The sequence below is a fragment of the Gracilibacillus ureilyticus genome (genome assembly GCF_900111195.1).
In the GTDB taxonomy this organism is placed as follows: domain Bacteria; phylum Bacillota; class Bacilli; order Bacillales; family Amphibacillaceae; genus Gracilibacillus; species Gracilibacillus ureilyticus.
Window position 1 is genome coordinate 84,314 of record NZ_FOGL01000010.1, and the last position, 11,601, is coordinate 95,914.

Genomic DNA, 11,601 nt, shown 5'->3' on the forward strand with positions numbered 1-11,601 from the left:
CTCTCCTTTTCTTACTTGTCAGTTAGTGCAGTAACTCCCGGCAGTTCTTTACCTTCCATAAATTCAAGAGAAGCCCCGCCACCAGTTGAAATATGATCCATCTTATCAGCAAGATCAAATTTTTCAACAGCTGCTGCAGAGTCACCGCCACCAATTACAGTATACCCTTCTGTTTTACTTAATGCATCTGCTACGGCTTTCGTACCATTTGCAAAAGTATCCAGTTCAAATACACCCATTGGTCCATTCCAGATAACCAGCTTAGACTCAGCTACTATTTTAGCATATTTTTCACGAGTTTTTGGACCAATATCCAATGCTTCCCAATCCGCTGGGATATTTTCAATACTTACTTCCTGGGTATTTGCATCATTAGAAAAGTCATCAGAAACGATAACATCTTCCGGCATAACAAAGTTAACACCTTTATCTTTAGCTTTTTGCATATATTCTTTAGCTAATTCAATTTTATCTTCTTCTAATAGTGATTTTCCAATTTCATGACCTAAAGCTTTAACGAAAGTATAAGCAAGACCACCACCGATAATTAAGTTATCAACTTTATCCAGCAGGTTATCAATCACACCGATTTTGTCTTTAACTTTCGCCCCACCAACAATTGCTGTAAATGGACGTTCAGGGTTTGACAATGCTTTTCCTAATACATCTAATTCCTTCTCCATCAGGAATCCTGCTGCTGATGGAATATGTTCAGCAATACCTGCAGTAGAAGCATGAGCACGGTGTGCAGCACCAAATGCATCATTCACATAAAAATCCGCTAAATCTGCAAAAGCTTTCGCTAATTCAGGGTCATTTTTTGTTTCTCCAGCTTCAAAACGCACATTTTCGATAAGTAAAATTTCTCCATCACTTAATTCACTTACTGCCTGATTTACTTCCTGTCCGTAAACTTCGTCTGTTTTCACGACAGGTTTATTAATCAGATCACTTAAACGTTTTGCGACAGCATCCATACGTAATTCTTCCACAACTTCTCCACCTGGACGGCCAAGGTGACTTGCTAAGATCACTTTTGCTCCTTGCTCAGTTAAATACTCAATCGTTGGTAGTGCTGCTCTGATACGAGTATCGTCAGTTACTTCGCCGTCTTTCATCGGTACATTAAAATCGACGCGGCAAAACACTTTTTTCCCTTTTACATCAATGTCTTTAATGGTTTGTTTGTTCATTGTAATGAACCTCCTTGGGATTATTTAATGACAGAGTTAGTAAGCAAAAACGAGAGGAGGATTGATCCCCCTCCCGCTATCTAACTAATTCTTACAGACCTTGAGCTTTAAGGTATGCTGCTAAATCTACTACACGGCTAGAGTATCCCATTTCGTTATCATACCAAGATACTACTTTTACCATGTTACCTTCCATTACCATTGTAGAAAGTCCATCAATAGTAGAAGAATTAGTGTTACCGATATAGTCAACAGATACTAAAGGCTCATCAGAGTATCCAAGGATACCTTTTAATTTTCCTTCAGCTGCTTCTTTTAGCGCTCCGTTAACTTCTTCAACAGTTACTTCTTTATCAAGTTCTGCAACAAGGTCAACTAGTGAACCGTCTGGAGTAGGTACACGCATTGCCATACCATTTAATTTACCTTCTAATTCAGGTAATACTAGAGAAACTGCTTTTGCAGCACCAGTTGTTGTAGGAATGATATTTTCAGAAGCTGCACGAGCACGACGGTAATCTTTGTGTGGTAAGTCTAAGATTTGCTGATCGTTTGTATATGAGTGAATTGTTGTCATCATACCTCGTTTTAAACCGAATGTATCATTTAATACTTTTGCATATGGAGCTAAACAGTTAGTTGTACAAGATGCATTTGAGATAACATGGTGATTTGCTGGATCATATTTATCTTCGTTAACACCCATTACAACAGTGATATCTTCATCTGATGCAGGAGCAGAGATGATTACTTTTTTCGCACCAGCGTCTAAGTGTTTTGCTGCAGCTTCACGTTTCGTGAAGAATCCTGTAGATTCAACTACAATTTCCACACCTAAGTCGCCCCATGGCAAATTAGCCGGGTCACGGTCAGAAAGTACTTTAATTTCTTTTCCACCAACTACAAGAGCGTCACCTTTTACAGTTACTTCTTCTTCCAGTTTGCCGTGAACAGAGTCATATTTTAGTAAATGTGCAAGCATATTAGCATCAGTTAAGTCGTTAACTGCTACTACTTCCACCTCATTATTTTTTAAAGCTTGACGGAAAACATTACGACCGATACGGCCAAAACCATTAATACCTACTTTTACTGCCATGCTAAATCCTCCTTATGGTTGTACTTAATTTTTTATATTTAAAGGGAATTTCCCTTTAACATCTCTTTCGCTGCAGCTTCATCTGTTATAAGCACATTACTTTTGCCCTGCTTAAAATAAGATTGAATCGCTTTTGCCTTTGATTTACCTCCTGCCACTGCAATCACGTACTGTGCATGTTCCAAATCTTCAATTTGCATACCAACAGTACGTACTTTGTAAACCAGTTCACCTTGTTCGTCTAAATAATAACCAAAAGCTTCGCTAACAGCATTGCCTGTTTTCAACTTTTGCAAAACTTCATCTGATGCTTTACGCCTTTTTGCCATTGTAAAGGCATCACCAATACTGTGAAGAACAATCCTTGCATCATGAATCATTTCTAAAATGTCCTTGATCGCCGGTTCTTCAATAATAGAGTGGTATGACTCTTCACTTAATGGGTCAGGTACATATAGCATCCGATAATTTCCGTTTGCTTTCTTTGCCATCTGTGAACAAATTGTATTCGCCTGGTTTTCTACCTGCTCCCCCAATCCGCCACGTGCCGGAACAAAAGTGCAATTTGGTGCATGTAACAGTGGTTTCATCTGATTAGCAACTTCTGCCATAGATGTCCCACCAGTGACAGCTATCGTCTGATTGGAAGTTAAAATTGTATTCAGAAACTGGACACATGCCTTCCCCAATTCCTCTTTTACGGAGGTTTGTTCATCACTATTTCCGGCAACGATAATGACTTGTTCCAATTGTAATTTATCCTTAATTTGCGATTCTAAAACACTAAATTCAGAAATTCCATTCATGAACTCTGTTAGTTTTTCGATAATCATATCGCCTTCTTCTGTTACTTGCATCCCTTTAGATGTCACCACAATAAAACCGTGTTTGTTCAGGAATTCGGTTTCTGATCGAACAACACGTTCTTTGATCTGAATGTTATCGGATAAACTTCTGCGTCCGATTGGCTGCATTCGTTGTATGTATTGCAATATTTTGTATCTTTTCTGTATGACATCCAATAAATCAGGGAACAATTTTTCTTGAATATATAGTAATTCCTTCAATCGGAAACGCTCCTTTTTCGATACCGGGAAATATTTGTCCCTCCTAGTCAAAAATCGTCCCACTCAGACTAAAAAAAATCAACTTCCATAGATGATTCTATCAAAGTGTCCACAATTTCTCAACTATTTTAGACACTTTTTTTATTTTTCAGATAATTATCCAGTTTCTCATAACTAACTATTCCAGAATCAATAATCTCATTATCCATTTCAACCACAGGAATGATCAGGTGATATTTTTCTAATAATGCCTCATCCTGATAAATATCGATCTCATCTATCTCTAAAGGATACACTGACTGCAGCAGATCCAGTATAATTTTAGCATCCATGCACAGAGAGCAATTTTCTTTCCCGTATAATTTAACTAGCAATTGAATTACCTTCCTTCACTATATGAGGGAATTATGAAAAAGTTCACAACTCCCTCACCTGACTTCAGCAATAATTATTGAATCGCTTTTCTTCCGACATCAACCATTTCCTTAAGTAAATCAGCAGAATTTCTTAACTGGTCTTTTTCCAGATCATTTAAGTTTAATTCAATAATTTCCCGGACACCATTTTCATTCAAAATCGCAGGAACACCAATATAAATATCGTCAAGTCCATATTGGCCGTCAAGATAAGCAGATACTGTTACAATCGCATTTTCATTATTCAGAATAGCCCTTGTCAAACGTACAAGTCCGAGACCAATCCCGTAGTATGTTGCTCCTTTACGCTTGATAATATGGTAGGCAGCATCCCGGACGTTTTCAAAAATTGCTTTCATTTCTTCATTTTGGTCAAAATCTGTTATGCCTGCATACTTGCTTATGGGTACCCCGCCTATTTGTACATGGCTCCAGACAGGTAATTCAGAATCACCATGTTCACCCATTATATATGCGTGAACATTTCTCGGATCCACTTCAAAATGTTCGCCAAGCAAATAGCGGAATCTTGCAGTATCTAAAATGGTACCAGAACCAATAACACGTTCTTCTGGGAGGCCGGAAATTTCCCTGGTTAGCTGTGTCAGGATATCTACAGGATTTGTAGCAACAAGGAATATCCCTTGAAAGTCTACATCCATTACTTTATTAATAATTCCTTTAAATATTTTTGCATTTTTTGAGACTAAATCCAGTCTTGTTTCACCAGGTCTCTGGTTAGCACCAGCAGTGATTACAACCAAGTCTGCATTATGACATTCTTCATAGTCCCCTGCTTTAATTCTCATGGGATTTCCAAAAGCCATTCCATGATTTAAGTCTCTTGCTTCTCCTTCTGCTTTTTCTTTATCAAGATCAATAAGAACAAGTTCATTAACAACACCTTGATTCAGCAAAGCATAGGCATAGCTTGTTCCAACAAATCCCGTTCCTATTACGACAACTTTTCTTAACTTTGTTTTCTTACCAGCCATCAAGATCACCCCTAACCAATATTAAATAACATTATGAATATACTTTTACTATATCTTATTTCAAGGTGTAATGAAAGGCAGATCTATGACGATATTGTGAATTATTGAACAATGTTTCTTCCTCTAATCTTTTCTCTCCAAACAGGGGAGTTTTTTTCATAATTGTCGGTTTAAATATCCATACTACTTTTGAAAGAAAATGTAAGGAGGAAAACTTATGGCAGACAATAAAGCAAAGAAATCTATCTTTAAAAGATGGTGGTTCTGGGTAATAATCGGTATTATTGTGATTTCTGTAGCAATGGGCGGTGATGACGAGGAAGTAGCAGAAAATGGCCAGGAAGATGTAACCGAAAATGAGGAAACTGCCAATGAAGAAGAAGCGGAATTACCAGAAGAAACAGAAGGGGAACCAGATCCTGTCGAGCAGGAGCCTGCTGAAACGGAAAACACTCCTGTTGAGGAACCAGCTGAAGAAGAACAGCAGGATAATTTTACAAATGTTGTTGCTGGACTTGATCAGGCAGAAGTGGAACAAGCTATTAGAGATAATGCACAAAGTGATTGGGCTGATGATTATGAAATGCAGGAATACCAGATTAATGAACAGACAGAAGCATATAACAATTTAACAAACTTCACTATCGATACAGAGATTAAAGAAATTTTATTAAATAATGCCCATTCCAACTGGGGGGACGATTTTACGATGGTAGAATATGAATATGAAGAGCAATTAAATGCATATGAAGAAGTACAGAATCTGAATGTAGATTCAGCAGAAAAGGAAAGAATCTTAAACAATGCGAAAAGTAATTGGGGTCATGATTACCAGATGGTGTTATATGAGTATGAAAACCAAGTTACTTCGATGGAAAATTTACAATAATTATTAAGCTAGCTTCAGTTAAATTGAGAGTGTGACATAACGATCATGCACCGAATAAAAAACGAATATTAGAAAAAAATTAATGCACATTATAGGGATACTGTGCCAGTAAAGTGGTATTATATTATGTGCTATACCGCCGCTCCGTCCGGCCACTTCGCTTTCACCCAAGGGCACAAGTGCAACATCTACTCAAAGGATTATCCCTTGAGTAGTGTTTTCTATGCCGTGGGCTCGTCTTCAGCTAACTTTGCAAAGAAAAACACTTTGCAAAGTGGATCTTCAGATCTCGCTATCCCACAGGAGTCTACGTGGCCGGCCTCCGCTTTAGTGATGTCTACACTGATTGAAAATATACTGTTTGACTTACAGATTTGTGAACATACGTTAGAATTAAAATACTCATGAACAATCCAGGAATGGAAAGTTCATGAGTATTTTATTGCTTCTGATAAAAATTGAAGAGCAGTATCTTAGCGTAGGCCAATTGCGCAGACTCCTGCGGAACAGGACGAGCTGAAGATCCACTTGGTGAAACGGGTTTCTTCACCAAGTTAGCTGAAGCCGGCCCCGCGGCAAAGAAAACACTACGAAAGTGATCTTTGCTTGAGTAGATGTTGCACTTGTGCCCTTGGGTGAAAACTAAGCAATCGGACAAAGCGGTGGTATTTCACTCTAAATATTTCACAGTTTCTCTCTTCGGTTTAATGCACAGTATCCCTATTATGTGTATAAACATTGCGAAATAGAATTCTAAGCTACGAATTCTATATACCTATATACTTAATTAACGTCATTGTTCAGATTTTTGTAGGTCTAGTATTCTTTTGTCTTTTTATCATTTAATATAGAATGGAGGAAACCAAAGGCGGTGATAAATTAATGAAATCCTCTTCGCAATTATTTACTGGCAAATCTGAAATATATTCCTGTAATCGCCCAAATTATCCTAAAGCAATAATTAACGAGATAATGAAGGGGACTCCCATGAAACAAGATTCGGTCATTGCTGATATCGGATCAGGTACTGGAATTCTTACACAGCAATTGCTCTCCTATCATGTAAATGTCTATGCAGTAGAACCTAATCAGGAGATGCGCTCGATTGCCGAAAAGGAACTTAGTGATCATGTAAATTTTACCTCTGTGAATGGTACTGCAGAAAATACTAATTTAGACAAAGGCAGCATTGATTTGATAACCGTAGCACAAGCATTCCACTGGTTTAACAGAGGTGCGTTCCGTAAAGAATGTGAGCGTATCCTGAAATCAAACGGAAAAGTAGTAATTATTTATAATCATCGAATCATGGAAAAAATTAATGAGGAAATTCATTCTGTATACAAGAAATATTGCCCTGACTTCCGCGGCTTCTCAAACGGTTTGGCGGATACCAAAGAAATCTATAGTGAGTTTTTCTTAAATGAGGATTACATCACCTTAAAAATGGAACATCCGATTATCTATGACAGGGATGGATTTATCGGCCGTCACCTATCAGCATCTTACGTCCCAAAGGCTGGAGATACTTATTATTCCTTAGTCGTTAAAGAATTAAATGGGATATTTGATCGTTATGAAAAGGGTGGAAAGATAACCGTCCCAAATGAAACGGTATGCAGATGGGGATATGTAAAATAAAAGAATTAATACGCGCTCGGAGGGATTCGAACCCCCGACACATGGTACCGGAAACCATTGCTCTATCCCCTGAGCTACGAGCGCATCATCAAATAGCGACATTTTATATTATACAGAATGTATTTCATCTTTTCAATAATAAATTTCGTATTTTATTGTTTATCGCTTCATAAACTGTTTATTATGGATGGTTTAAATCATAGAAAAACAGGGAAAGATGTTGTTATAATACATATTCGGGCAGAAAGTCAATCAAATCTTTTGACCTTTTTTGACCATTAAGTTATCATGAAAATAGTTAATAATTATCAAATTGAGAGCAATAAAAGGAGGAATTTTTTTATGAATTTAATCCCTACAGTTATTGAACAGACAAATCGTGGTGAGCGTGCTTATGACATTTACTCTCGCCTTTTAAAAGACAGAATTATTATGTTAGGAAGCGGGATTGATGATAATGTATCCAACAGTATAGTAGCACAGCTCCTATTCTTAGCTGCTGAAGATCCTGATAAAGATATTTCATTATATATTAATTCACCAGGTGGGTCAATTACAGCAGGTATGGCAATTTATGATACAATGCAGTTCATCAAACCTAATGTATCAACTATCTGTATAGGTATGGCTGCATCTATGGGTGCTTTCCTGCTTGCTGCAGGTGAACCTGGAAAACGCTTCGCATTACCAAACTCTGAAGTAATGATTCACCAGCCTTTAGGCGGCACTCAAGGTCAGGCATCTGATATCCAAATCCATGCGAACCGTATTATCGAAATGCGAAAGAAATTGAACGAAATTCTTGCAGAGCGCACAGGCCAGCCAATGGAAGTGATTGAAAGAGATACAGACCGTGATAACTTCATGACAGCGGAACGTGCAAAAGAATATGGATTAATTGACAGAGTAATGGAAAAGAAACCAGATAATCTAAACTAATTGTAAAACCCAGCAGTTATGCTGGGTTTTTTATATACTATTTCCCTTCAACAAAATCGGCTAAAGCCGCTAATGCCTCTTCATCATCTGGTCCATCAGCAATTAATTTAATCTCATTCCCTTTCGCTAAAGCCAGACTCATTAAGCCCATAATGCTTTTTGCATTGATTCTCTTCTCGTCCTTTTCAATAAATATCTCTGATGAATAACTATTAGCTTTTTGAACAAATTGAGCTGCAGGGCGTGCCTGCAAACCCGGTTCTACACCAATCGTCACATTTCTCTCAACCATATATATAGCCCCTTTCTTTGTAAGCGTTACCATACTAATAATACTATACTATTTCCCGTTTTATTACCATTAAAATATTTCATTTTTATTAAATCCATTTACGTGACTATCTCACTATATAATTAATCGATCAAAGTCTACTCGGCTCAGATATGAAAAAAATCCTCGAAGAAAGGAATTCTCCGAGGAATTTATAGTATGGTTAATTATTGGTGATAGTATTTTCTTTTCGTAATTGGTCAGCAAACTGGTCAATTTTCTTCAGTCGATGATTTATTCCTGATTTACTAATTTTACTGCCTGATACCATTTCACCTAATTCCTTAAGTGAAACATCCTGGTGCTCCATCCTTAGTATGGCAATCTCCCGTAATTTATCAGGCAATGCTTCTAAGCCTGCCGTATTTTCGATATAACGTATGTTTTCGACTTGCCTGAACGCTGCACCGATTGTTTTATTCAGATTAGCTGTCTCACAATTCACTAACCTGTTAACAGAATTCCTCATATCTCTTACAATCCGTACATCCTCAAACTTAAACAAAGCCTGGTGTGCACCAATGTAATTTAAAAATTCGGTAATTTTTTCAGCTTCTTTAATATAAGTGATATACCCTCTTTTCCGCTCCAGAATACGGGCATGAAGATTATATTCATTTAACAAGTCACATAGCGCCTGATTATGTTCTTCATAAAAATTGTATATTTCCAGGTGATAGGAAGATGTCTCCGGATTATTTACAGAACCACCTGCTAAAAAAGCACCTCTTAAGTATGCTCTGCGGCAGCACTCTTTGTCTTTATATTTACTGGAAATAGACCGGACAAATTGATACGGTTCATTTAAAATCTCCATATCAACAAGCATATCCTTTACTCCTTCATTCATCCGGACAATGTATACATTATTTTTTTTCAGTTTCATTTTTTTTCGGACAAGTAATTCGACTGGTAAACCGTACAATCCTTTAATTAAAGTATAAATACGGCGAGCAATCGCAGCATTCTCTGTCTGAACATCCAGCGAATAATGCAACCGCGAAAAAGAGACAGCACCATTCATTCGGATCAGTGCAGCTAATTCTGCACGGTTACAGCATGAATCATTTTCTATCTTCGTTAATTCTTTTTTGATTTCTGATGCAAATGACAACTTTTCTCTTCCCCCTTATTTGCCCCTACAATAAAGAAACGAGAAGATTGGCAATTTTTTCTGTGTCATGCCTTAATGAATTATTTTTCACTTTTACAATATCTTCTTCAATTATTTCCAATCCTATGCCTTGAAGACGTTCAAAATCATACTTCACTGGCTCTGCCTGTTCTTCTGCATAGACTAATTTCATATTAGGGTCGATTTCTTTATTATGGACGATCACTGACTGAATACAGCCCGGTCCAATATGGTCTGTAATTGCCTGTACATGATCAGCAACCGTATAACCATTTGTTTCTCCAACTTGCGTCATTACATTACAAACATAAATAACGTCTGCTTTCGTATCTTTTAATGCTTCTCCAATTTGCGGAACAATCAGATTTGGTAAAATACTTGTATAAAGACTTCCTGGCGCAATGACAATCATGTCAGCATCATGTATTGCATCTACCGCTTCAGGCAGCGGCAGGACTGGATTTGGCTGCAAAAAGACACGTCTTATTTTCTTTTTTGCTTTCGGGATGTTTGACTCACCTGTAACAATTGTGCCATCTTCATATTCAGCGTGTAAAAACATACTCTGGTTTGCAATCGGATAAATGTTGCCTTTAACATTCAACACACGTGATATTTCTTTTATCCCTGTATAAAAGTCACCGGTAACAGAAGTCATTGCAGCTAACAAAAGATTTCCCATTGAGTGACCAGATAACCCGTTGCCTTTCGTAAAACGATGCTGAAACAGATTCATTAACATTGGCTCCACATCAGAAAGTGCAGCAATAACATTCCGAATATCTCCAGGGGCAGGAATCTCCATTTCAGTACGAAGTCTCCCTGAACTCCCCCCGTCATCTGCAACTGTTACAATTGCTGATAAATCGATATCATGCTTTTTTAACCCTCGCAGCAGAACTGGCATGCCTGTGCCTCCACCAATTACTACTACTTTTTTTATGTCTGGTTGTGTCATAATGTTTATCCCTTTCGCTTGTCAATATCACGGTGACTGACATGTGTCACATAGTTTTTTTGGAAATACTTCGCTAAATATTCTGCAATAGCTACAGATCGGTGCTGTCCGCCAGTACATCCGATAGCAATTACGAGCTGGCTTTTTCCTTCTCTTTTATATTGTGGCAGCATAAATTGCAATAAATCAATCGTTTTTTCCAAAAACACTTTCGTATCCGACCATTTGAAAACATAGGAAGACACCTCTGTATTTAAACCTGTTAAAGGTCGCATATGTTCAACGTAATGCGGATTTGGGAGGAAACGAACATCAAAGACGAGATCTGCATCTATCGGCAAACCATATTTAAAGCCAAAAGAAAGGGTATGAATCGAAAATATCTCCTGTTCCTTTTCGCTGTATCTTTGAACAATTTTTTCTCTTAATTGTTTTGGTTTAAGATTGGATGTATCAATAAAATGCTGGGCACGCCCTCTTAGTTCATCAAGAATCATTCTTTCTGCATGTATACCTTCTAAAGGAAGTCCGTTTTGAGCAAGCGGATGAGAACGCCTTGTTTCCTTATAACGGGAGACCAGTACCTGATCACTTGCATCAAGGAAAAGTATATGCTCTTCCAGCCAGTTTTCCTGACCTAACTGATCCAGCGCCTCAAATAACGAATCAAAGAACTCCCGGCCTCTTAAGTCCATAACGAGCGCAACTTTTTGGATATTGTTCGTTGCATCACGCATTAACTCTAAAAATTTAGGCAACAAAGCCGGGGGAAGATTATCCACACAATAATACCCTAAATCTTCAAAACTCTGTACAGCCACCGTTTTTCCGGCACCTGACATACCTGTTATTATCACTAACTTTGTTTCATCTGAAGGTGTCCCCATAACGTATACCTCCCTTATTAAACTTTCCTTAATATAATTTTTTATATTAAC

12 protein-coding genes and 1 tRNA gene are annotated in these 11,601 nt (G+C 37.7%); 3 read left to right on the plus strand and 10 right to left on the minus strand.

What is annotated here, in order from left to right; genetic code table 11:
* Positions 1 to 11 precede the first annotated feature (11 nt).
* From BMW36_RS11005 to BMW36_RS11025, 5 genes are all read right to left on the minus strand, one after another.
* Positions 12 to 1,193 (minus strand): phosphoglycerate kinase, encoded by a 1,182-nt coding sequence (locus BMW36_RS11005; protein WP_089741035.1) that lies wholly within the window; start codon positions 1,191 to 1,193, stop codon positions 12 to 14.
* 91 nt (positions 1,194 to 1,284) lie between these two features.
* A complete protein-coding gene (gene gap / locus BMW36_RS11010; protein ID WP_089741037.1) occupies positions 1,285 to 2,292 on the minus strand; it encodes a type I glyceraldehyde-3-phosphate dehydrogenase in 1,008 nt (335 codons plus the stop codon).
* A 38-nt stretch (positions 2,293 to 2,330) separates the two neighbouring features.
* Positions 2,331 to 3,359 (minus strand): sugar-binding transcriptional regulator, encoded by a 1,029-nt coding sequence (locus BMW36_RS11015; protein ID WP_089741038.1) that lies wholly within the window; start codon positions 3,357 to 3,359, stop codon positions 2,331 to 2,333.
* A gap of 128 nt (positions 3,360 to 3,487) precedes the next feature.
* Complete coding sequence (locus BMW36_RS11020) at positions 3,488 to 3,733, minus strand: glutaredoxin family protein (protein WP_089741040.1); 246 nt, start codon at positions 3,731 to 3,733, stop codon at positions 3,488 to 3,490.
* Positions 3,734 to 3,807: 74 nt separating this feature from the next.
* Positions 3,808 to 4,770 carry an L-lactate dehydrogenase gene (locus BMW36_RS11025; protein ID WP_089741043.1) on the minus strand — a complete coding sequence of 321 codons (963 nt, stop codon included), beginning with the start codon at positions 4,768 to 4,770 and terminating at the stop codon, positions 3,808 to 3,810.
* A gap of 217 nt (positions 4,771 to 4,987) precedes the next feature.
* Here BMW36_RS11025 and BMW36_RS11030 point away from each other — a divergent pair, with 217 nt between their 5' ends.
* Both BMW36_RS11030 and BMW36_RS11035 read left to right on the plus strand, forming a co-directional pair.
* Complete coding sequence (locus BMW36_RS11030; protein WP_089741047.1) at positions 4,988 to 5,659, plus strand: hypothetical protein; 672 nt, start codon at positions 4,988 to 4,990, stop codon at positions 5,657 to 5,659.
* Positions 5,660 to 6,541: 882 nt separating this feature from the next.
* Positions 6,542 to 7,300, plus strand: coding sequence for a class I SAM-dependent methyltransferase (locus BMW36_RS11035; protein ID WP_281243036.1), 759 nt, complete (start codon positions 6,542 to 6,544; stop codon positions 7,298 to 7,300).
* 11 nt (positions 7,301 to 7,311) lie between these two features.
* Here the strand turns inward: BMW36_RS11035 and BMW36_RS11040 are convergent.
* Positions 7,312 to 7,384, minus strand: a tRNA-Arg gene (locus tag BMW36_RS11040).
* A gap of 258 nt (positions 7,385 to 7,642) precedes the next feature.
* On the opposite strand from BMW36_RS11040, the gene clpP reads away from it, so the two are divergent.
* Complete coding sequence (gene clpP, locus BMW36_RS11045) at positions 7,643 to 8,239, plus strand: ATP-dependent Clp endopeptidase proteolytic subunit ClpP (RefSeq protein ID WP_089741051.1); 597 nt, start codon at positions 7,643 to 7,645, stop codon at positions 8,237 to 8,239.
* A 37-nt stretch (positions 8,240 to 8,276) separates the two neighbouring features.
* Here the strand turns inward: clpP and BMW36_RS11050 are convergent, their stop codons facing one another.
* The 4 genes from BMW36_RS11050 to rapZ all read right to left on the minus strand — a co-directional run bounded on the left by BMW36_RS11050 (position 8,277) and on the right by rapZ (position 11,550).
* The gene (locus BMW36_RS11050; RefSeq protein WP_089741053.1) at positions 8,277 to 8,531 is read right to left on the minus strand and encodes an HPr family phosphocarrier protein; all 255 of its coding nucleotides are present in this window, start codon (positions 8,529 to 8,531) and stop codon (positions 8,277 to 8,279) included.
* 202 nt (positions 8,532 to 8,733) lie between these two features.
* Positions 8,734 to 9,684, minus strand: coding sequence for a DNA-binding protein WhiA (whiA, locus tag BMW36_RS11055; protein ID WP_089741056.1), 951 nt, complete (start codon positions 9,682 to 9,684; stop codon positions 8,734 to 8,736).
* A gap of 25 nt (positions 9,685 to 9,709) precedes the next feature.
* Positions 9,710 to 10,663, minus strand: coding sequence for a gluconeogenesis factor YvcK family protein (locus BMW36_RS11060; RefSeq protein WP_089741058.1), 954 nt, complete (start codon positions 10,661 to 10,663; stop codon positions 9,710 to 9,712).
* Positions 10,664 to 10,668: 5 nt separating this feature from the next.
* Complete coding sequence (gene rapZ, locus BMW36_RS11065; protein ID WP_089741061.1) at positions 10,669 to 11,550, minus strand: RNase adapter RapZ; 882 nt, start codon at positions 11,548 to 11,550, stop codon at positions 10,669 to 10,671.
* Between the last annotated feature and the right edge of the window lie 51 nt (positions 11,551 to 11,601).